Raw genomic sequence first — 22,574 nt, forward strand, 5'->3', positions numbered from 1 at the left:
AAAGCTAGTCATAAATCATGCAATCCTACTAAATTGTTCCTGTTAATGACGTAAATGCTGATATATAATAGGCTCATGAAATTAATACCAACACCACAAAAGTGGCAAGAATTGAATGGAGAATTTATCCTTTCCGCCCAAACAAGATTTAAAGGGCCAGAGATTATTACTACTCTATTAAATGAAGATTATCCCAAATATCTTTTATTTCAGCCCATTATTGTATCAGAAAAGGCTGATATTGAGTTCAGAATCGATTCCGAATTAGGAATTAATGAATATCAGATAAGTATGTCCGACTCTCAAGTGATTATCAAAGGAGATAAGGATTTATCTCTTCTACATGGCTATCAGTCCTTTTTTCAAATCCTACTATCCCATTATAACTACCAAAATGGCATAGCTAATATTCCTTGTGTTAATATAACGGATCAGCCAAAACTCGAGTGGCGAGGCATGCATCTAGACTCTTCAAGACATATGCAGAGTATTGCCTGGATTAAGAAGTTTATTGACATACTGGCCCTTCATCGTTTTAACCGTTTTCATTGGCATCTTACTGATGATCAGGGTTGGCGCATTGAGATTGATTCCTTTCCCAAACTTAATACGATAGCCGCTAATCGTCATAAAACACGAATTAGCCATCAGCTTAACGATCATGTGACTTATGATACTCAATCATATGGTGGTTACTATGCTAAGGAGGAGATTCGATCAGTAGTGGCTCATGCTAAAAAGAGAGGCATTGAAGTTGTTCCAGAAGTTGATATGCCTGGACATATGCAGGCTGCTATTACTGCTTATCCCGAATGGGGATGTCAAGTAGAACCAGCTATTGTTAAAGAGGATTGGGGGATTAGTGAGATTATTCTTAATCCTTGTCCAGAAGTTATCGCAGCGATGAAGATTATCCTTGATGAAGTTATGGAACTCTTTCCTTTTGAGTATATTCACTTAGGTGGCGATGAAGCTCTTAAGACCCAATGGGAGAAGCATGAGGGGATTCAGAGGCAAATGGCTGAATTAGGCATTGAAGATGTGGAAGAGCTCCAAGGTTGGTTTATGACGGAAGTAAGTAAACATCTTAATGGTAAAGGTCGTAAATTGGTAGCCTGGGATGAAATCCTTGATGGTAAAGCCCCTGATGATTGTTTGATCATGTCCTGGCAAAGTGATAAAGGAGCCGCCAAGGCCTTATCTCTAGAGCTACCTACTATTATTAATGATCAAAGATTCTTTTATTTTGATCATTATCAAGGTTCCCCTGATAATGATCCTCTGGCTTTTGGCGGTTTTACGTCCTGTCAAGCTTTATATAATCATGATCCCTTTCTTCCTTTAGGAGATAAACAAGACAAGATTTTGGGTATTCAAGGTCAGATTTGGACAGAATATATGCGAAATGAACAGACTGTTGAACGAATGGCCTTTCCACGAGTTATTGCCTTTGCGGAAAAAGCCTGGCATGGTAAAGCTCCATTAACATGGGATGATTTTAAAGTCCTGTTAAAAAATCACTTTTTTGTTTTAGATAGGATTGGTGTCAACTACTATCATGGTTCGCTAGAGTAAGTGAATGTGAAATAATTACGAATTAATGAGCATTTCCCTTAGGATTTATTTAAAATATAAGATAGATGAGTCCTATAGGGAGGTGCAGGTATGTCTAGTGAAATATGGTTTATCCAGAACGATAATGATGAACCTTTAAGAGCCTTTATGACCAAACATGAAGCAGAACATGAATTAGAAAATCTAGTGAGTGAAGAAGAACGACACTTCTCACTGTATTCTATTGAAGTTGATGATATTGATGATTATCCAGAGGAAATGGCAGTTGCCACAGAAGAAGGCTTAGTGTAATCTTCTTCTATGAAGAAATATTTATCTATTACTATCCTTTTATTAAGTAGCCTTTGCTTATGGGCAGGTGGGGCTAAGGAAGAGAAATCCCTGCCTGTAGAAGAAGTTGTATCAATAAACGCTGCTGCCTTAAAAGGGCCCACAGCTTTTAGTATGATTCAAATGTTCGAATCCCCCGGTACGGCAAACTTTGAGTTATTACCCAGCCCTGATGTCGCTGTTGCCAAATTGGCAAAAGGTGAGTTGGATGTGGCTGTTTTACCTCTTAATCTTGCGGCTGTACTTTACAATAAAGGGCTTCCTTATAAAATGGTAGCGACAACAGGTTCGGGGGTTTTGTACTTGGTTACCTCTCGAACTGATATTAAAGATTGGACAGACTTAAAAGGTAAAACCGTCTATAGTCTCGGCAAAGGGGCTACTCCTGAGCTTGTTTTCAATTATTTATTAACCAAGCATAATCTGGAACCTAAAAAAGATGTTGAACTAGACTTTAGTTATAGCCAAACAGACTTAGCTGCAGCCTTAATCGGCGGTGTAGTAGACACAGCTTTAATTCCTGAACCTTTTGTGACTATGGTTACAACAAAGAATTCAGAACTAAAAGTAAGCTTGGATTTACAGAAATCTTGGAAAGAGGTAAGTGAAGAAGGTAATACCTATCCTATGACTGGGTTAGTTATGAAGACCTCCTTGCTTGAACATCCGGAAGTTGTTTCTTCCTTTCTTCTCTCGTATAGCCAATCAGTTGATTATGTTGTCAGCCATCCGGTAGAAGCTGGTAAACTTGTAGAGAAATGGAAAGTGGGAGTTCCTGCTGCTATAGCAGCAAAGGCTATTCCCCGGCTAAATATCAGTCTGGTACCAGCCTTTGAATCAAAAAGAGCAGTTCTTGATTATTTAAAAGTTCTCTATGATCAAAATCCTGCTAGTGTAGGAGGACAGATTCCTGATGAAGAGTTCTTCTATTTTGAACAATAGAAGAATAACTTTTCTATCCTGGATTGTTCTGATAATGGGTTGGTATGTCTTGTCCTTTCAAGTACATACCTCCCTTATTTTACCTTCTCCCCTGGCTGTAGCAAAGGCCTGGTTTCAACAGGCTTCCCAATTTGACACTTATGTTCATATTTTTCATTCTCTTGTGAGATTGTTTATTGCTTATGGTTTGTCTTTATTGATAGCTCTCCCAATGGGTTTTTTTTCAGGAAAGCACGAACCTGTACAAAGCTTTTTTGCTCTCTTTATAGGTTTTGTCAAGACAACTCCTGTTTTAGCCATTGTTGTTCTGGCTATTATCTGGCTTCCCTCTTATGGAGTCCCTATTTTTGTATCTCTTTTAGTAATGATACCTCTCATTGAAGGGGCCGTACGACAGGGGGTAAAGGATATGGATGGTAAATTATTAGAGATGTCCCATATCTATGGTGTCTCCCGATTCAAACAATTCCAGTGTCTCTATCTTCCCTTCTTAAGCAATTATCTTAAAACAGGAAGCCTTATGGCTATAGGTATTGGTTTCAAAGCTATTATAGCCGCTGAGGTCCTAGCTAGTCCTGTACATGGTATTGGTACTGGATTATGGCAGCATAAGTTATATCTTGAAACTGATCATGTTATGGCCTGGACTATTTGGGCTGTGTTTATCAGTTTGATTATAGATTATTGTTTTAAAACCGGGAGCCATAAACATGATTAAGATTAATGGTCTTTCCTTTTCCTATGATGGAATAAACTCCCTCTTTGAAAACTTAAATGTACAATTTGGAAAGGAAAAAATTTCAGTAATCATCGGTTCTTCAGGAATAGGAAAAACAACATTATTGAATCTAATAGGTGGCTTGTTAAAACCAGAAAAAGGACTTATTACCGGAGTACAAAGGGACAAAATCAGTTATCTGTTTCAAGAACCAAGATTAATTCCCTGGCTTTCTGTTAGTGAGAATATAAACTATGTGCTACCTCATAAAACTTCCATAGAGGATTTACTTACCAGATTTGAACTGAGTCCTGTACGTGATCAGAAAGCAGAAACCCTCTCTGGTGGGCAAAAACAAAGAGTCGCTATGGCAAGGGCTTTTGCTTACTCTTCTTCTTTACTTCTAATGGATGAACCCTTCCAGGGACTAGATTGGTTTCTGAAAAAGGAATTAATACAATACTTCAGATCTTTTTGGGATCAACACAGGATAACCACTTTACTGGTAACTCATGATATAGATCTGGCGCTACTACTGGGGCACGATATTTATTACATAAATAAAGAAAGAGATATTCAATGTATAAAGTCTGATAAACCTTATTCCATTGAAGATATCTCCTCTAATTCATATCAGAAAAGTCGTAGAGAACTGTTAGGTCTCTGGAATTGACACACTCTAAAAATAGTCTAGGGAAAAGATAAGTTTTGTGGCAATGACCCACATTAAAATTCCAAGAATAATATCGAGTATCTGCCATGTTCGTTTCTTTTTAAATAAGGGAGCTAGTAATACGGCCCCAATAGATATTCCAAAAAACCATACAAAGGACATGGTCATAGCACCTAATCCAAAGTAATAATTTCCAGGATGTTCATAGGTTGCACTCATGCTTCCTAAAAATATCATTGTGTCTAAATACACCGAGGGATTGAGAAAGGTAATTCCCAAGGTAAAAAGGATCGTTTTGTAGATAGATTGTTGGGCATATTCTACTTCATGAAAGGCATTGTTGTTTTTCCATGCTGAGATAAAATTTCTAATCCCATAACAATATAAGAGTAGGGATCCTAATATTGTCGCAACGGTCAATAACCAGGGAATACTTTGTATCATTCGTCCCATTCCGAGAACTCCCAAGCCAATTAACACAACATCACTCAAACTGCAAAGGAAGGCCACCATTAAACTGTGTTGTTTTTTTAGACCCTGGGTAATGACAAATGCATTCTGTGGCCCAATGGCTATAATAAGCCCAGCTCCTGTAAGGGCTCCTGTTAGGTATTCATTAATCATGGTCCTACTATAGAATAAAGAAAGATATAAGTATAATTAATAATTTTAATAAACAATAAGAAATGCTAATATTTACATATGTATGACTACAAATTATTGGAAACTCTCCTAGCAGTTGTGGAAGAGGGTAGCTTTGAAGAAGCAGGGAACAGACTTTATATTACTCAATCTGCTGTAACGCAAAGGATTAAACTATTGGAAGAGCTTTCTGGCCAAATCCTTCTATCCAGAACTCAGCCTCCCACTCCTACCGAGTCTGGTCAAGTGTTGGTAGAACATTGTCGTAAGGTTAATTTATTAGAGAAAGAACTAAATAATCCCTTATCGAGGAATCATTCCCTTTCTAAAATCCCTTTGGCGGTCAACTCTGATAGTATAGCCACTTGGTTTGCCCCTGTGATTACTGAATACTACAAAAGAGGAAATGCCTATTTAGAAATAAGGAGAGAAGATCAGGATATGACACAGGATCTCCTTATGAAAGGGGAGGTTATGGGCGCTATCAGTTCCTACAGTGGTAAGATCCGGGGATGTCGTTCCTGGTCATTAGGGGAAATGGTGTATCGTTTCTGTGCCACCAGGTCTTATGTTGACAGCTACATAAAAGGCTCTAATATATCGGATGTTGTTTCCTCTATTCCTGTGCTTAACTTCTCACCTGAAGATACTTTGATTTTGCAATGGTTACGTCAAACTAATCCTAAAGCGGAGCCTCCTGTGTTAAGTCACTATTTACCTTCTTCAGATGGCTTTCCTCATGTCATTGGGGCAGGTTCTGTTAGTGGAATGCTAACGGAAAGTCAATTTCAAGAGTACAAAAATCAGTATGATCTTGTTGATCTGTCAGAAGATAAGCCTATAGCCATTCCTTTATATTGGCATAGATGGTCTGTGGAATCGATAGAGCTTAATTTGTTAACAGAGTTGATATTGAAGTATAGTGAAGGGTTAAAATAAATCCAACTGTCCCGTACTGTCCAGGAAGGGAGTGATCTTAAAAGAGAGTACTCCTTCGATACTTTCAGCTATAGGAATAAGTTGTTTTTCAATATAATGATTGTAGTCAATCTGTCCCATCCCTACCGGCTGAGGACCTTCTGTTGTGATGCAATAACGTATTAGACCTTGTTGCTTTTGGGGAGGTAGAAGGGCTGCGGCCTGAACATGGGGTGGTCTCGACTTTGTATAGGCCGCTACTGGTTTTCTTAGCATCTTTGTATACTGACATTGTTCATCCTTCAAACCTTCTTTTAGATCTTTGACAAGAGCCTTTAAGTAGGAAGCAAAGCTTTCTTGCTTTTGTTCGGTGAATAAAAGGTCTAATAATTCTAGCTGCATATCCTTCGCTAGTCTGGTCCAATCCCTTCTTACAGCTTCCATTCCCTTTATGATCAACTTACCCTTGTTCCATTGGTCATTATTCTTTCTCCAAGGTAATCCTGCATATCCTTTGGCTCGCCCTTGGGTAAGGTCCAGGGAATGTCTTAAGGTTGGAAGAAAAAAGTGAGCAAAGATCGTTTCAAATTCCAGATCCAAAACACTCTGGACGTTAAACTTTTCTTTGACATGTATATTAAGATCTGTATTAATCTGCCTGGTTAATAATTGTCCTTTGGAATAGAGTTCTTGAGGAGATAATTCTTCTGGAATGTGGACAAACACTGAATCAGTATCTCCATAGATGACGGGATGTCCCTGATCCAGGAACCATTGCTTACACCAATTAAGCAAATAATGACCGAATCCTGTAATGGCTCCTGCTAAATCATTACCTGCCAAACGGCATCCAGGACTTCCTAAACATCCATATATGGAGTTCTGAATAATCTTGTATACAAAGCTGGCAATATTGTCTTCATTTTGTTTGGCTTTTTCCCTGTAATTATGAAACTTTGTCAGAACTTCTGGTAGTATGGCCGGTTCTCTACTAAATAATTGCCCCCCTGGTGTTTCAATAAACTCTTCCCGTTTATGTGCAGGAAAAGTTTCAGGATAACGATACGGCGGCAGATAGCTCAGAGGGTCAATATTAAAACTTCTAATGATACTCGGGTAAAGACTTTTGAAATCAAAGGTCAAAACGTTTCTATATAAACCTGCTTTTGGGGTAATGATGGCCCCCCCTAAAGCATCTCCTGTTGGAAGGGTATCGACTCCATAATCGGGTAGTACATAAGCTCTCTTATGAAGTTCTACTCCATAGAGAAACTCAAAAGCTTGAATACTGGTCCATGCTTTTGTTATCGAGATTCCTGTCAAAGCGGCTCTACGTATGGTCAATGCCATTAAGCCTGTTTTCTCTAAGATATCCCGGACTAAACGAGAATCTTCAAGACAATAGGATAGGAAGTCTTCTTTTCTATTAGTTCTTAAATCGATTAGTTTTTTGAGCTTATCAGTCCCTGCTTCTTCAATTTCTTTCCCTCTCCCCAAGACGGCTTGAGCTACTGTTTCTAATTTGTAATCATCGAATTGATCCGGTCCGGAACGAACTGCTCTTAAACCATCCAGAACTTGTCGACCGGGGATTTGATAGCTGGGACCTTGTTTGCCTTCTGATGGAAAATACCTGGCTGGTTCCTTAGAACGTCCCCAATCAGAAGTCACACCGAGTTTTTTCATTCTCTTAAATACATAAGGCAGATCAAAATCAATGATGTTCCAGCCCGTTATAATATCAGGATCCCACTCTTGGACCAAGGATCGAAAATGTGTGAGTAACTCCTTTTCCCCTCCCAGATCACGTGAATCCCATACCCCTTCTTTGGATTCACTTGGCCCTTGTAGTACTGCTGAAAAAGCCCATATTTCATCTTCATAAGGATTTGTTTCTATATCGAAGACAAGATAAGATAATTGAGGCCATTCCTCCTGTCTCTTTATCTCAGGATTTCTGTATATTCTATCTACCCGATCCCCTTTGATCCAGGTTCCTTCTATAGATATTTGTCCTTTAATTCCTTTATCCATAAGAAAGGAGTCATGAAAGGCTATGTCTGATTCATATAAACGGATGCCCATAGCTTTCAAATGATTGACTTGTTTGTCATATTCTTGAGTATTAGGAAAAGAACACTTTTTTACAGGCTCTCCATCTATTGTTTTATACTCCGTATCTTGTGTGGGGATATCAATTAAAACACTCTGTGATTGACGAATATAAAAGCAAGGTTGTTCTGTGTTTATGATGATGGCAAAAGTTTGTCCTTGATTCAAACGCCCCAAAAAAACCAATTGAGGCTTGTTGTCCTGGTATAAATAAGTTCGGTGAACAATAAATCCTGTGTCAGCCATGCAGAAAGAATAGCATATTTGTGTGACTTTGACATTTCCCTTGATAAAAGGTTTAATAGGGGCATTGTTTACGAGGAGTTATTATGCGAGCAATCTCATTTGAGACAAACTATATTTTACATCCTGCCGGATCCTGCTTGGTAAGCTTTGGAGATACCAAAGTGATTTGTACGGCGACTATTGAGGAGTCGGTTCCTCCCTTTTTAAGAAATAGTGGTAAAGGTTGGCTGACAGCAGAATATTCTATGCTTCCTGGTTCTACAGGGGGAGGGCGTAAACGAAGAGACGGCATTAAAAAAGACGGGCGAAGTACGGAGATTCAAAGACTCATCGGACGAAGCTTAAGAGCCGCTGTTGATCTGGAAAAGCTTGGAGAGGTTAGTATCACCATCGATTGTGATGTTATTCAAGCTGATGGAGGAACGAGAACCGCTTCTATTACCGGTGGGTGGGTCGCTCTCTATGATGCCTTAAGAGTGTTAGCTAAAAAGCAGGGAGCCTCTGGTCCTGAGCATTATCTGTTAGGTCAGGTCGCCGCAGTTAGTGTTGGCAAGGTGGATGGTCAGATCATCTGTGACTTAGACTATGCCCACGACTCCATTGCAGAAGTCGATATGAACGTAGTAATGCGTGATGGTAGCTTTGTAGAAATACAGGGCACAGGAGAAGAAGGAGTCTTTGATAGAAAAGAGCTTAATTCCCTACTCGATTCGGCAGAAGAAGGTTTGAAGATCATTCAGAAAGAACAACGTAATGTATTAGGACTAGACTAGATGGAAGAGACTCTAAAATTCACTCCCCAGTTTGAAAAGAGGGGAGGTTTGATACCCTGTGTCGCCCAGGAGGTTAGTACAGGAGAAATTCTAATGGTAGGCTCTGTCAATGAAGAAGCTCTTAAGAAAACCTTAAGTTCTGGTATGGCAACCTTTTACTCTACTTCAAGGCAAAAGTTGTGGACTAAAGGGGAAACCTCCGGAGAATATCTCAAAGTCCATACTATCTTAACCGACTGTGATCAAGATGCTCTGATCTACCAAGTGGAATTAATGGGCTCCGGTGCCTGTCATACCCAAAACTCCCTGGGACAACCTCGTAAGTCCTGTTTCTATCGTAAATACAATGACAAAACAGGATTGTTGGAATTCCTTTCAGGAAGGGAATAGTTGGGTGACAAAAATTTTGATGATCTAGCTCATAAACTTGATCATAACATCTATTCCACTCCCAAAGGGGCTGTGCGATTAGAAGTGCTGTATAAAGATCTATTGTCTACTTTGCCCCATTTGCATGATAAACCTTTACGAGTCCTTGATGCTGGTGGAGGTTTAGGTCAGTTTAGCCGTCTATTAGCAAAAGAGGGGGGACATCATATATTACATATTGATATTTCTTCAGAAATGCTTAAAAAAGCTGAACAGGAAGCTGATGTCCAGGGTTTAAAGGATCTTATAACTTTTAAGAAGATCAGTATTCAGGAATTGCCCTCTATTGTGGAAGAATCTTTTGATCTTATTTTGTTTCATGGTGTTATCGAGTGGATGGAAGAACAAGAGCAAAGTTTAGAAAATCTAAAGAAAGTTCTAAAGGATGATGGCCATTTGAGCCTTCTCTTCTATAATCGTGATCGTCTTATTCTAAAAAACGGTGTAAATGCTCATTTTAAAAGGATTCATACAGGAGATTATATTGGGAAAAGGACTGGTAATGTCCTAACCCCAACTCATCCTTTGAGAGAGTCGGAAGTAAAACTATGGCTAAGTGAGTTGAAATTTGATATATTAAGCAAGGGTGGTATAAGGATATTTTACGGCCTATTCAGCAATGGTGATGAATTTGAAGATCGCATCGATCAACTCAAAATTGTTGAATGGACTTACTGTCGTATAGAACCTTATGCTTCTATAGCCCAACATATCCATTTCGTGTGTAAAGGACAATCTTAAATAATAAATGGCTCACTCTTTAAGTATTGATCAGCTAAGGCAACAGTTAGATAAAATTAATTCCTTACGTATTCGTAATCTTATCAAAGATAAGCGTGTATTTAATACATTCCATGAAGCCTATTTCTGGAAAGGACTAGTCTTGACAGATAAGGTTCCCCAGTGGGTTCATATAAGATGGGATGAGCACCAGTTAAATATAGACTGTGAATGTGGAAAAAAAAGTCTCTGTGGGCATGCCACTGCTCTCTTGGTTCATCAGATGGAAGAGGGACATTTGCCTATTGTCGATCTGATAGAGACTCTCAACATCTGGTATCGCAAAGACAGAGAATTACCGTCTGAAAAGGATTTACCTGAACAATTAGATCTTTTTGGTAATTTACTTAATCCTTCTCCAAAGGATAATTCCCAATTCCAGAAGAATACTCTCTCTAAAGATGATCCGCAGGAAGTTAATGCCCCTCAAACTTTAGACCATAGAGAAACCCGTGATATTTATTACTTTTTGAAAATAGAAATACCTGGATCTCCTCTGTTGAGAATTGAACCGCTTATGTTGAACAAAGAGTTTGATCATCTTGTTCCCTTTGATGTTTCTTATGCAGGTAAAAAAGATAAAGAGTTTCTTGGTGGCTGTCTGGATACTTTTCTTTCCTATCCAGATCATCAAGTTCCTGTAGAAGCTTTACTAGATAAAAATTTTAAATGGCCTGTTCCTCTCTATTGGGGGCATAATCAAGACATTGTTAAAATCAAAAGCTTAGATTGTCTATCAATAAGATTTAGAGAAACAGGTAGAAATCTCCAGGGAGCCATCGAATATGAGCCTTACTTCATCATAAAAGAAGAAGATAAAGAGTTCCTATGGGAATGGAAACGAATATTATTTCATAAGAAAGGACTGCTCTCTTTTATCCTGACAGAATTAACCCTATATCAGGCTGATTGGCCTCAATGGATCATTCAGCTAATGCATGAATTGAATGATCATCGAAAAGGAATGGATGCTCTGGAGATAAATGCCTTGGCCAATCATTATCCCATCAATAATGACAAACGTATTGACTTGGTATTTCAAGGAGAAAAGCTTGTTGTTCAAGAGATTAAACCCAAGCTCATCCTCGCCTTGAAAGCGTTAGCACAGGGAATGGAAATCTATTATCAGTTTCAATATGGGGAGGAATTGGTCGCCTATAGATCTGATAGAGAAAGATGGGTCAAACAAAGTGCTGGAGATTATAAAATTGTTATTCCCAGAAATGATCAGGAAGAAAACAAGTCTATGGGTGATTTAGCCAGAATCGCCATGGACAAATTGCGATATGAAAGGGGATACTACTCAACAGTAGTCGGATCTCACGAAGGTGGTGATATCCGTTTGGATATGGACATTGGTGATTTTTTGTTGAGCTATGGGAAATCACTTTTGGAGAACTCCATTCAAGTTAGAGTCAATGAACTACCGGTCAAGCTGGAAGCCTCCTTAAAATTCTCTGTTAAAAGTGAAGTAGACTGGTTTGAAGTCAAAGCCGGTATTGAAGAAGAGGACTTTATTCCCATTGAGCTGGATGAACAGTATGAGGCTTATCAATTAGTAAGGGCTCGGAATGAATATGTGGTATTAAGCAATACTGATTTACGACGATTAGAGTTTCTAAGAAAACAAGGTCTGAATGATCAGGGATTGATGGATGTGCCTTCTGTTAATTTTAACTTGATTGATACCATATATGATGACATTTCTAATAAAGAAGAACAGCTTCTTCAAGAACGTAGAGAGATCTATCACAAAATACAAACCTTTGAATCTATCCCCCAGCAAGAACCTCCAAAAGGTTTAAAAGCCAGCTTAAGAAGCTACCAACAATACGGATATAATTGGCTTTTATTCCTTCATGATTATGAACTTGGGGGATGTTTAGCTGATGATATGGGTCTGGGAAAAACTATACAGTCCTTAAGTCTTCTTCAAGGATTGCGAGAACGTGGACAATTAAAAACAAGTTTGCTTATCGCTCCTGTTGTTACCATGGCTAACTGGGAATCAGAAGCTGCTAAGTTTACTCCTGATCTTCGCATCTATGTTCATGCAGGACAAAATCGGGTTAAAGAGGACTTAGCTTGGGAAGCTTATGATCTTGTTATTGTAAGTTACCATACTGTACGTAATGACCTGGACTTGTTTTTGACTCATGAGTTTTATTATATAATGCTCGATGAGGCCCATTACATTAAAAATGCTTCCAGCCAGATCTTTAAGGCCATCCGCTCCTTGAAAAGTCGCTATCGTTTAAGTATTACAGGAACTCCCATTGAAAATAATACATTAGAGTTATGGTCGCAAATGAGCTTCTTGAATCCTGGTTTATTAGGATCCCGTAGTGATTTTACCACTACCTATTCTAACCCTATAGAACGATATCAGGATGAGGAAGCTGCAGAAGCGTTACGTAAAACAGTCTTTCCTTTTATCCTAAGACGAAAAAAAGAGGATGTATTAGATGATCTTCCTCCCAAAGAAGTGATGGTTCATTACTCACAAATGTCAGAACGCCAAGAGGAATTGTATAATCAATACAAGGAATATTATAAACAACGACTACTGGGATTAATTGAAGAACAGGGGGTTCAAAAATCCCAAATGGAAATCTTTAAATCCCTTTTAAGACTACGTCAGATTGCCATTGATCCTGCTTTGGTCGATCCTAATTGGTCTCATTTGCCTTCGGCTAAGATGGAATCCTTGCATACCATTCTGGATGAAGTTCAGGAAGAAAACCACAAGATTCTTATATTCAGCCAGTTCATAACGGCTCTTGATATTATTAAGGATTACTGTAAGCAACAGGGGTGGGATTATAGTTATTTGACTGGAAAAACACATGATCGAACCAAGGAAATCAAAAACTTTCAGGAAAATGACAATGTTAAAATCTTTCTATTGAGTCTAAAGGCTGGTGGTGTAGGAATAAACTTAACTGCTGCAGATTATGTTGTCATTCTTGATCCCTGGTGGAATCCTGCTGCGGAACGACAGGCCATTGACAGGGCCCATAGAATGGGACAGACAAAAAAAGTTCTGTCTTATAAGATGATTGTCAAAAACACAATAGAAGAAAAGATACTTCATCTTCAAGAAAAGAAAAATGCCCTTGTTGAAGAAATTATATCAGAAGAGGAGAGCCTCTTTAAACAACTTAACCGGGACGATATATTAGGATTGTTTGATTAAAATATATAGAGAGGAATACCTTATGAACACAAAACAAGTAGAGTTTTATTCTCCCTTCGCCCATATTCCAGGTCGATACGAATGGTGCCGCATTCATAGTCCCAGTCATGGAAGCTTTGACACTTTTATCTACATTCATACTACGACAGATCAACCTGTGACGGTCTATGTTAATGATTTGAAAGGCCAGTCTTTTATGAGGGATCGCTTTCCTGAAAGTGACTGTGTTCTGGTAAAGCCTGAGGATCTTGTTATCATGACTTCTTCTGAAGGCAAATACCTATGGGGTAAACTAATAAGCGACAAAGGTCCTGTAAAAAAAGCGATGATGAACTTTACTATAGATCTTGATAGTCCTGTCGTTGAACAGGACTATGGTAGTGAAGCATTCATGGTATGGGGAAGCCAGTGGACTTGTACAGGAATCGACATGGAACAACAAGCCCATGTTCTTGGCTGGGTTGAAGAGGAAAAAGGCCTCATCTCACTGGACTGTGAAGGCATCCTTACTGCCGGTAGTCAGGGCCTCATTCAAAAGAAGGGATAGAATTTATAGTACATCCCTTCGTACTTCCCGGGGATAAAAAGCTATAAAGGCTTGATAATAAGCCTTTGCTACATTATGTGAGGCAGATTTTTCAAGTAGGTAATATTTTCCTTTAATTTTAAAACCAAAGGACTGTCTCTTCCTGGGAAAAAGACTTCGTTGATTAGACAATTCATCTGAGAAGACTTTTTTAAAGATGACCGCTTCTAGATCATCAAAAGAGTGAGTTTTTATAATCGGACGGGGCCATATCCCCCTTTCTATGGAGATGGTTTCCTTGTCTTTGTTAAATACATAACGATCCTGGTACAGGCTTCCTATGACACTTAATCCAATCCATAGAAGTAAGCTTATCTTCCCTGCCCAAGTCAAATTAAGGAATTGCTCCCAGGAAAAGGTAAAGACCAACATTCCTGATAGGCTAAATAAAATAAAGATAAGAGCACTCCTAATGGAGTGCTTCATCTTGAATATCAATTGTTTTTCATCTTTGCTTAATGCAGCAGAATAAAACACTACTCTTTACTTCCCTTGTCTTCAGCATACAACCAGCAGTTCACCGTATGTCCGGGAGTCACTTGGATAGTAGGCGGAGCTTTCTTCTTACAGATTTCCATACACTGGGAACAACGGGGATGAAAGTGGCAACCTGAGGGAGGGGCTACAGGAGAGGGTACATCCCCTTCCAGAATAATACGTTGACTTTTACGTTCTGGATCAGGAACGGGAACCGCGGATATTAACGCCTGAGTATAAGGGTGTAGCTTGTTGTTATAAAGCTCATTACGAGGAGCTTTTTCAACAATCTTTCCTAAATACATGACCGCTACTTCATCACAAAAATATTCAACCACCGATAGGTCATGGGCTATAAACAAATAGGTTAGGTCAAAATCCGATTGTAGTTTTTCTAATAGTTCCAATATTTGTACCTGAATGGATACATCCAGGGCTGAGACAGGTTCATCCAGAACGATGAGTTTGGGATTGAGTGATAAGGCTCTTGCTATACCAATCCGTTGTCGTTGACCACCGGAAAATTCATGGGGATATCTATTAATATAAGAAGGATCAATACCTGATTTTGCCATCAGGTCCTGGATACGTTCTTTTCTTTCTGCTTTAGTTGAATACAGTTTGTGAATGTCCAGACCTTCTCCAATGATGTCACCTACAGGTATACGAGGATTCAAGGAACCATAAGGATCCTGGAATACCATTTGAAATTCTCTTCGCTTTTGATTCAACTTAGCCTTGGAAAAAGAAAACAAATCATATTGCTTTCTTAAAGCTTTTAGTTCTGCCACTTTCGCAAGAATTTGGGGATCTTTCTTTTGTCCCTTGGCTAATGCTTCTTGTACTTCCTGTTTGAGGCTGAGTACCTTCTCCACTATATCATGGGGGGTGTCAAAGAATAACTCTCCCTCTGTAGGTTGATAGAGGGCTGTAAGGGTCCGACCAGCCGTGGTTTTACCGCAACCAGATTCTCCCACCAATCCTAGAGTCTTTCCCTTTGGAATATTAAGACTGATACCATCAACAGCTTTAACATGTCCAATAGTACGTTTGAACACACCTGCTTTGATGGGGAAGTATTTTTTGAGGTCATGAACCTCTACTAAATTATCCAATTATTGTTCCTCCCTTGTGTAGAGATGGCAGCGCACATAGTGATCCTCTGTAATCTGTGTTTTATCAGGCATGCTTTGATCACAAAGCTCAAAAGCATGAGGACAGCGATTAAGGAAAGGGCAACCTTTAGGTAGATTGATTAAGCTTGGAACGCTACCTTTAATGGATTCCAATTTTTTATCGGGATCACCCAATACAGGTATCGATTTGAGCAAACCTTGTGTATAAGGGTGTTTGGCATTCTTGAATAGTTCATTTACTTGAGCCTGTTCAACAACACGCCCTGCATACATGACAATAACCCTGTCTGCGTTTTCTGCAATCACAGCCAAGTCATGGGTAATCAAGAGAACTGCTGAATGAAACTCTCTGCCTAGTTTTTGTATCAAGTCCATAATCTGAGCCTGAATAGTTACATCCAGAGCTGTTGTTGGTTCATCTGCAATCAGCAAGGAGGGATCATTAATGAGAGCCATAGCAATGATGATACGTTGACGCATTCCCCCGGACATTTCATGGGGAAAGGAGTCAGCCCTTTTTTCTGCTTCAGGAATTCCTACAAGCTTCATCATTTCGACAGCTTTAGCCCATCGCTCTTTTTTGTTTAGATTTGTATGAACTTCAAGAACTTCTGATATTTGTGTTCCTATTTTAGCTACTGGATTAAGAGCTGTCATAGGTTCCTGAAAAATCATGGAAAAGTCTTTTCCACGCATTTTTTGCATAGACTTTTCAGGCAGTTGAAGGAGGTCTTTTCCTTTATACAGGATCTGACCTGACTCGATCTGTCCGGGAGGGCAGGGGAGTAACCCCATTATAGATAGACTCGTTACGGATTTTCCACAACCAGATTCTCCTACAAGTCCCAGGATCTCATCTTCTCGAATATCAAATGAGACTCCATTGACTGCATGTACTTTACCTTCTTCTGTATTGAAGGAGGTTACTAGATCTTTGACTTCAACAATAACGTTTTTTGTATTTGTAGACATATATCCCCCTTCTAATTCACATTCTTGAGTTTTGGATCCAAGGCATCCCTTACAGCATCACCAAAAATGTTGAGGCACACAAGGAAGATAAACATAAAACCAGTAGCCGCAATCATGTTCTGCCAATTACCACTCATTAATTCCAGTTTGGCGTCATCCAGCATTGTCCCCCAGGTAGGAACACCGATAATGGACAACCCAATGTAAGCCAGGAATACTTCTGACTTGATAACACTTACAAAGTTAAGAACAAACTTAACAATGACAAAATGGAAGATATTGGGAACAATATGGCGGAAGATGATTCGTGCATCACTAGCTCCCAGGTTCTTTGCTGCCAGGACATATTCAAATTCCTTGGATTGCATAAAAGAGCCCCGAATAATACGAGCTAATCCTACCCAGCCTGTGATCGCAAAGGCAAAGGCGATCGTAAAAAAGCTACGACCAACCACTTGTATCAAACTAAGAATAATCAACATTTCCGGTATAGCAATGACAACACTCATAATATAGGTAGCAATGTCATCAATATAACCACTGTAATAACCAGCTATAGCTCCAATGACAATAGCAATAGGAATCATAATAAGACCAGAAAGAAATCCCAAGAAAAGAGAAATCTTCGTTCCCATAACAGCTCTGGCCATAACGTCTCTACCAAAGTTATCCGTTCCCAGAGGATGACTCCAGTTGGTGAAGGGCATTACATAACGATTGTCATAATTATTTTGTGTGGCAATATTATGTATGCCAAATAGGTTCAATTGAGAGGCAATGGCCATGAGGATATAGAATACCACAACAGCAAAAGCCGCCATGGCTAATTTATTTCTTCCCAAACGTTTCATAGACAAGGCAAGGGGACTTTTTCCTTCTTTCAAAGGGGGTGTTTGTGTTTGTTCCATAATAACCTCCTTAACTCAATCTAATTCGTGGATCGACTAGGGCATACAGAACGTCTGTAACCAAGGAAAAAACCACAAAGAATAGGGTATAAACAAGCACAATAGCTTTAAGAACGGGCAGGTCATAATTAAAAATGGAATCAACCATGAGGCTACCGATTCCTGGAATGCTGAAGAATCGCTCCAACATAATCGAACCTGTTAAGAGAAAGGGTATTTGAATGACCACATAGGAAAGGATAGGAATCATGGCATTCATTAAAACATGGCGAAACATGATCTGAGTTTCACTCATCCCTTTTGCTTTTGAAGTCCGGACATAATCCTTATTGATCTCTTCCAGAAGGGCTGTTCTGAAGAACCTGATATCATAACCGATTGATACAGTTACCCACAGAATCCAGGGAAGAATAAGGTATTGGATAGCTCCGAATCCCTTTTGCCACCCTGATATAGGAAAGAGATTCAATTTATAGGCTAATATATATTGTCCCAGCATAATTAATACCAGCATAGGAACAGACATTCCCAATACCGATAGAATTGTCAAAAATTTATCAAGAGTCCTTCCTCTGAAGAAAGCACAAAGTCCAGCTAATATCAGGGAAATAGCAATTTCCATTATAAAAGCAGGAAAAGTTAGAATCGCAGAAACGGGAACCATTCTTTTTATCAAACGGTCAACGGGAAGTTTACGAGATTGGGAACGCCCAAAGTCAAAGGTTACCATTTGCTTGACGTATTCAAAGTATTGAACAATAAGGGGTCTATCTAAACCATATTGATGTTTGTATCGTTCAATTTGCTCAAATGTTCTGGCCTTTTGGGGAAGTAGATTATAAAGGTATTTGTCCTGACCTCCCACAACATTGAAGATAAGAAAGAAAATTAACGCCGCCCCTAATAGAATGGGGACAAAATATAAAAGGCGTCGAATCATATAATTAATCATGTAGTCACCTAATTCAATATAAAGACAGGAAGTATCATCCTTCCTGTCTTTAATATAAGAGTATTATTTAGAAGCTCTTTCAGCTTGATCGAAGTCAATATACTTAGAGTATCCCGCTCCGATGTCCTTATACATGTATGTCTTAGTCCATGGTTGGTCTAGGAAATATTGTAATCGGTGAACACCCATGATCCATGAAACGTCTTCTGCTGCTAGTTGAGCAGCTTCTTTGTATATTTCATCTCTTTCAGGAGATTGTTGCATGAAAGCTCCCTTTTCATAAAGAGAGTTGAAAGTAGGGTTGTTATAATTGGCTGAGTTAGGTCCGGGAGCAGAATTAGGTCCATAATTTAATTGTAGGAAGTTTTGTGCATCAGGATAGTCAGCACCCCAAGCGATACCACCTAATTGAACTTCCCCTCTATCAATGCGTTGGTTGAAAGTGGGCCAGTCACCAGGTACGGCTTCTACATTAACTCCAATAGCTTTCATACAGTCAATGAAGAATTCAACCATTTGTCTATGTGTCGTAGAAGCACTATACATTTGGTATTCTAAGGTAGGTAATCCTTCACCATTAGGATATCCCGCTTCTGCCAACAATTGCTTGGCTTTTTCTAAATCATAAGTGGCATAAGGGTTTTTGTAGTTAGGATCATATCCTCCAACACCAGGAGGTAATAAGGTTTGTGCTAATTTAGCTCGTCCATTGTAGAAAAGGTCCAGGGCTTTTTCATGGTTGTACGCAAGGGACATTGCCTGTCGTAACTTCTTGTTTTGTCCAAGAATAGGATCATTCATATTAAAGAAGTTGTATGTAACATCCAGAGATCCCCAAATATTCAATGTTATACCTTTGTCAATCATCTCTTGTGTTAACTTACCATCTTGGATGGTGGCATCATAATTGTCTTTGGGAATGGCTGTGTAATCTAATTCCCCGTTCATGAATTTAAGCCATTGCACACTGCTTTCTTCTATAACGTACCACACAACTTCATCTGCGAAGGGAAGCTTTTTGCTTGCATAAGATTTTAATGTGTCTTCCCCAAGGATCTTTATTGTCTCAGGTCCTGCTTCGCTAAACTCAGGGAATATTCCCCCATGCCATGAAGGATTCTTATCCATCACATATTGGGCATCAGGAATTGTCTCATCCGGATTTAGATAATAGGCGCCTGTCCCAATAGCATAATTCTTCCATTCCTCACCATAGAAATCGATCATTTCCTTTGGTACAGGATAGGTATAGGGCATTGATAAAGTATATAAAATCTGAGGATAAGGTTTATTCAAAGTCATTTGGATTGTGTAATCATCTAAAGCTTTAAATCCTTCTACTTCCTGATCATAATCAGCACCAGCATCAGCCCATTCATTTAATCCCTTAATATAACCATCATAAAGCCACCAACCTGTTGATTCGTTAGCAGGATCTGCTAATCTCTTTATGGAGAAAACAAAGTCATGAGCATTAACAGCACGTCCCTTGCCTTCAGGAAATACTTCTTTTAAAGGGTCATAGAAGTAAGCATCTTTTCTCAACTTAATTGTATATACCATTCCATCATCAGATACAGTTGGCATGGAAGAGGCAATTAAAGGTTTTAGCTGAAAAGTATCTGTTGTGTACTTATAGTCAAATAGGGCCTCTCCAATGTCACCATATACCCAACTTGTATATTTGTCAGACATTTGGGCAGGATCAAATAACTTAATTTTTGCTATAACATAGCGATTTAATACTTTTTTTCCTCCTTCGCCTTGGCCATTTGCACTGATTCCAGCAATAGCAAGGGTTAGAGAGATGAGTAATAGAAGTAGTTTCTTCATATATTCCTCCTTCTTTTTGTTATGAATATAACTGTGATTATATCGAAGATTAGTTCTCACTGTCTACGAAGTTCTCATAGGAACTAGATCAGCATTACATGGTAAAATAGACTTAAGCATTTATTCAATAGCTTAATTGGTTTAAGCAAAGAAGGTATTTCCTCTACTTAAGTAAGGGAATCTCTTTCTGTTCCCTTGTGATTCATGTTAATCTCATGATCAATTTACTAAGGAGTACTCTTAATGGCCCAAGAAGATAACAGTCAGGAACCTGTCCTTTATTCAAAAAATGTAATCAGAATATTTTCCTCTGTATTCACCTGTATATTAGGGGGAATGCTATTACGCTCTAATCTTCTAAGATTAGGGAAGACCAGAGAGGCTAGCAATGTTATTATTTTCGCCTTCCTTTATACCTCTTTGGTGTTTGTTGGTGTGAATATGTTCCTCTCTATCATAGGTTCCACACCTCGTATTAGTATCAATATTGTTTTTGCCATAATAGGAACCTTTATCCAGGAAGCCTTATTCTATAAACCTCACATGCCTGAAGAGTATACTCCTCGCAGTATTGTCTGGCCTGTCATTATAGGGATTATCCTGTTTCTGATAGCTATTTTCTTTCGGGCCTATGCTACATTTATTGGGTAGCACTCAATTCTTACATATATAAGGGTAAAAAAACATAAATACTGTACTGATACTGTTGAATTCTATGACCTTATCCTGTATTTCTTAGATTCTGTTTTATATTATGTTTATCCATAAAGTCAGGGGGCTTCCATTGAAAAAAGGAATATTTTTAATCATTTTAACGGTCACGCTAGGTAACTTTATATTTGGTCAGGACGATGAGCTTCAACAAAATGGTACTGTTCACATGATCGTGGATGATATTCAACAAGCTAATAAAGAGCTTAATAAAATAATAGATACCTACGTAATCACTGTTAATAGCTCTGATATCGATAATACTTCTAAACAAAGCCGTTATGAATTGTTCTCTAATGAGGAAAACTTTGACTTAACTATCCAGGCGATTGAGCAATTAGGAATAACTGATCTTAAGATCATTGAAAGTAATAATTTCAAAGATTCCATCGATGATATTCATTTTGAATTGGATTATCTTCAATCACAAAAAGAAGTCTATTCATCAGAACTTCCCAAGCAAAACAATAATGCTAACAATTACAAAGATCTCTTCGATAAAGAAAGAGAAATTGATAAAGAAATATATGAAAAGCAAAAATCCATAAGATCTATGACAGACAAGGTCGGTGTATCAGTTATCCAGGTTCAGTTAGCAGAAAAATCCATACAGGATCTTACTTCTGATAATGCCTTTGGTAACTTTATCAATATGCCTGGTGCTGAGACAAATTTCTTTCATCTGGAGAATTCTTCTGAAGACCTGGTAACTGATTATTATGGTGGATCTCTTCGATATATGTTCACTAAAGGAAGAGCTTACTTAGTCATCGGCGTTTTAAAACCTTATGAGAAGAAATCCGGTGATAATGTTATCAATGATATTGTGACCTATTGCTATGGAAAAGATTTCTATCCCCGTTATCTAGGCCGTGGACAACGAACTTTTTTTAATCCTTTTAGTGGTTTTGAAATTGGTGGTATGATTTTTACCTCCGATGAGGATATAGAACATATTTTTACTTTTGAACCACATGTAGGTCTGGAATTATTCAAGAATCGTTTCATTATTGCTGATGTTCGTGTTGGGTATTTATTTCCCCTTGATCAGGATTATATAAAGAGCCGCAGAGGCTTTACTCAAAATATGTCCCTAAACTTTGTCTTCTAGGTTCTATTACTTACAAAGCTAGTAAGGGGAACATGAAGAGAAAAGACTGAACTGTGTTCCCCTTGTTTCGGAGGCTTAAGCTTTTGATCGTTGCTAATATAACTAACGAAAATACACTTAGTCCCATCATCTCAGGAAATGTTCTTAGTGTTAGTATCCCTCCTAGCACAGAACCTATGGTAACGATAGCTGCAAAAATTTTGGCAGCTTTGTAGTTACTAGGTATTCTGGTGTAATAAGGAATGGTGAACAATGCTGGTACAACTTAAGAAAATTAGTTTGAATAGATCAGGAAGTCTTTGGGATCGTTTATACTCACCTTCAAAGATAGCTTGCAAGATTGATAAAGCAGAATCTACATCCTTAGAACTGACTACTATCTTGTAATCTCCGGCTATGACATCATGTCCGAATACCTACATTGCCAATTGAACCTACCTATGGAGTTATGACAGTCTCTTAGCACTTTCTATTCATGTTTTTTATCATACTAATTGTCAAAAGAATTGCATTTTCCCACTTGATAATCATCTTTATGAGCAAACATTTCACTT

At 38.6% G+C, this 22,574-nt stretch carries 22 protein-coding genes; 14 read left to right on the plus strand and 8 right to left on the minus strand.

Annotation, left to right across the window (positions count from 1 at the left end; genetic code table 11):
* Nucleotides 1-75 precede the first annotated feature (75 nt).
* The 5 genes from K345_RS21650 (at nucleotide 76) to K345_RS21655 (ending at nucleotide 4,238) form a co-directional block, all read left to right on the plus strand.
* Entirely contained in the window at nucleotides 76-1,575 is a 1,500-nt protein-coding gene (locus K345_RS21650) for a beta-N-acetylhexosaminidase (protein WP_169714835.1), read from the plus strand.
* 90 nt (nucleotides 1,576-1,665) lie between these two features.
* Nucleotides 1,666-1,866 (plus strand): hypothetical protein, encoded by a 201-nt coding sequence (locus K345_RS0117110; RefSeq protein WP_028975201.1) that lies wholly within the window; start codon nucleotides 1,666-1,668, stop codon nucleotides 1,864-1,866.
* 9 nt (nucleotides 1,867-1,875) lie between these two features.
* Nucleotides 1,876-2,847 (plus strand): ABC transporter substrate-binding protein, encoded by a 972-nt coding sequence (locus K345_RS0117115; protein ID WP_028975202.1) that lies wholly within the window; start codon nucleotides 1,876-1,878, stop codon nucleotides 2,845-2,847.
* Nucleotides 2,819-3,565 (plus strand): ABC transporter permease, encoded by a 747-nt coding sequence (locus tag K345_RS0117120; protein WP_028975203.1) that lies wholly within the window; start codon nucleotides 2,819-2,821, stop codon nucleotides 3,563-3,565. Before K345_RS0117115 ends, K345_RS0117120 begins: the two co-directional genes overlap by 29 nt.
* Nucleotides 3,558-4,238 (plus strand): ATP-binding cassette domain-containing protein, encoded by a 681-nt coding sequence (locus tag K345_RS21655; protein ID WP_053228432.1) that lies wholly within the window; start codon nucleotides 3,558-3,560, stop codon nucleotides 4,236-4,238. The genes K345_RS0117120 and K345_RS21655 overlap by 8 nt, the downstream gene beginning before the upstream one ends.
* 6 nt (nucleotides 4,239-4,244) lie before the next feature.
* On the opposite strand, the gene K345_RS0117130 is transcribed toward K345_RS21655, so the two are convergent.
* A complete protein-coding gene (locus K345_RS0117130) occupies nucleotides 4,245-4,862 on the minus strand; it encodes a LysE/ArgO family amino acid transporter (protein ID WP_037573036.1) in 618 nt (205 codons plus the stop codon).
* Between the two features lie 78 nt (nucleotides 4,863-4,940).
* On the opposite strand from K345_RS0117130, the gene K345_RS0117135 reads away from it, so the two are divergent.
* Nucleotides 4,941-5,819 (plus strand): ArgP/LysG family DNA-binding transcriptional regulator, encoded by an 879-nt coding sequence (locus tag K345_RS0117135; RefSeq protein ID WP_028975205.1) that lies wholly within the window; start codon nucleotides 4,941-4,943, stop codon nucleotides 5,817-5,819.
* On the opposite strand, the gene K345_RS0117140 is transcribed toward K345_RS0117135, so the two are convergent.
* Nucleotides 5,811-8,156: a DNA polymerase II gene (locus K345_RS0117140; protein ID WP_028975206.1), complete on the minus strand. Its 2,346-nt coding sequence runs from the start codon at nucleotides 8,154-8,156 to the stop codon at nucleotides 5,811-5,813. The genes K345_RS0117135 and K345_RS0117140 overlap by 9 nt on opposite strands.
* Nucleotides 8,157-8,239: 83 nt before the next feature.
* Between K345_RS0117140 and rph the strand changes: the two genes are divergently transcribed.
* Genes rph through K345_RS0117165 form a run of 5 tightly spaced genes read left to right on the plus strand, consistent with a single transcriptional unit; the run spans nucleotide 8,240 to nucleotide 13,881 of the window.
* On the plus strand, nucleotides 8,240-8,929 hold the full coding sequence (gene rph, locus K345_RS0117145) for a ribonuclease PH (RefSeq protein ID WP_028975207.1): 690 nt from the start codon (nucleotides 8,240-8,242) through the stop codon (nucleotides 8,927-8,929).
* The gene (gene hisI, locus K345_RS0117150; protein ID WP_028975208.1) at nucleotides 8,930-9,319 is read left to right on the plus strand and encodes a phosphoribosyl-AMP cyclohydrolase; all 390 of its coding nucleotides are present in this window, start codon (nucleotides 8,930-8,932) and stop codon (nucleotides 9,317-9,319) included.
* Nucleotides 9,320-10,099, plus strand: coding sequence for a methyltransferase domain-containing protein (locus K345_RS0117155; protein WP_028975209.1), 780 nt, complete (start codon nucleotides 9,320-9,322; stop codon nucleotides 10,097-10,099).
* A 7-nt stretch (nucleotides 10,100-10,106) separates the two neighbouring features.
* Nucleotides 10,107-13,334, plus strand: coding sequence for a DEAD/DEAH box helicase (locus K345_RS22625; RefSeq protein WP_053228433.1), 3,228 nt, complete (start codon nucleotides 10,107-10,109; stop codon nucleotides 13,332-13,334).
* 22 nt (nucleotides 13,335-13,356) lie between these two features.
* Nucleotides 13,357-13,881 carry a hypothetical protein gene (locus tag K345_RS0117165; protein ID WP_037573038.1) on the plus strand — a complete coding sequence of 175 codons (525 nt, stop codon included), beginning with the start codon at nucleotides 13,357-13,359 and terminating at the stop codon, nucleotides 13,879-13,881.
* A 3-nt stretch (nucleotides 13,882-13,884) separates the two neighbouring features.
* Here the strand turns inward: K345_RS0117165 and K345_RS0117170 are convergent, their stop codons facing one another.
* The 6 genes from K345_RS0117170 to K345_RS0117195 form a co-directional block, all read right to left on the minus strand.
* The gene (locus K345_RS0117170; RefSeq protein WP_028975211.1) at nucleotides 13,885-14,397 is read right to left on the minus strand and encodes a hypothetical protein; all 513 of its coding nucleotides are present in this window, start codon (nucleotides 14,395-14,397) and stop codon (nucleotides 13,885-13,887) included.
* Nucleotides 14,397-15,512: an ABC transporter ATP-binding protein gene (locus K345_RS21665; protein ID WP_037573041.1), complete on the minus strand. Its 1,116-nt coding sequence runs from the start codon at nucleotides 15,510-15,512 to the stop codon at nucleotides 14,397-14,399. Before K345_RS21665 ends, K345_RS0117170 begins: the two co-directional genes overlap by 1 nt.
* The gene (locus tag K345_RS0117180) at nucleotides 15,513-16,505 is read right to left on the minus strand and encodes an ABC transporter ATP-binding protein (protein ID WP_028975212.1); all 993 of its coding nucleotides are present in this window, start codon (nucleotides 16,503-16,505) and stop codon (nucleotides 15,513-15,515) included.
* Nucleotides 16,506-16,516: 11 nt separating this feature from the next.
* A complete protein-coding gene (locus tag K345_RS21670; RefSeq protein ID WP_053228434.1) occupies nucleotides 16,517-17,413 on the minus strand; it encodes an ABC transporter permease in 897 nt (298 codons plus the stop codon).
* Nucleotides 17,414-17,423: 10 nt separating this feature from the next.
* A complete protein-coding gene (locus tag K345_RS0117190) occupies nucleotides 17,424-18,353 on the minus strand; it encodes an ABC transporter permease (protein ID WP_211227918.1) in 930 nt (309 codons plus the stop codon).
* Between the two features lie 75 nt (nucleotides 18,354-18,428).
* On the minus strand, nucleotides 18,429-20,198 hold the full coding sequence (locus K345_RS0117195) for an ABC transporter substrate-binding protein (protein ID WP_028975214.1): 1,770 nt from the start codon (nucleotides 20,196-20,198) through the stop codon (nucleotides 18,429-18,431).
* 243 nt (nucleotides 20,199-20,441) lie between these two features.
* Between K345_RS0117195 and K345_RS0117200 the strand changes: the two genes are divergently transcribed.
* The 3 genes from K345_RS0117200 to K345_RS23705 all read left to right on the plus strand — a co-directional run bounded on the left by K345_RS0117200 (nucleotide 20,442) and on the right by K345_RS23705 (nucleotide 22,407).
* Nucleotides 20,442-20,849, plus strand: coding sequence for a hypothetical protein (locus K345_RS0117200; protein ID WP_028975215.1), 408 nt, complete (start codon nucleotides 20,442-20,444; stop codon nucleotides 20,847-20,849).
* Between the two features lie 133 nt (nucleotides 20,850-20,982).
* Nucleotides 20,983-22,020: a hypothetical protein gene (locus tag K345_RS0117205; RefSeq protein ID WP_028975216.1), complete on the plus strand. Its 1,038-nt coding sequence runs from the start codon at nucleotides 20,983-20,985 to the stop codon at nucleotides 22,018-22,020.
* A gap of 252 nt (nucleotides 22,021-22,272) precedes the next feature.
* Nucleotides 22,273-22,407, plus strand: coding sequence for a hypothetical protein (locus K345_RS23705; RefSeq protein WP_281169342.1), 135 nt, complete (start codon nucleotides 22,273-22,275; stop codon nucleotides 22,405-22,407).
* The last annotated feature ends 167 nt before the right edge of the window (nucleotides 22,408-22,574 follow it).

The organism is Spirochaeta cellobiosiphila DSM 17781 (assembly GCF_000426705.1).
Classification (GTDB): Bacteria; Spirochaetota; Spirochaetia; order DSM-17781; family DSM-17781; genus Spirochaeta_E; species Spirochaeta_E cellobiosiphila.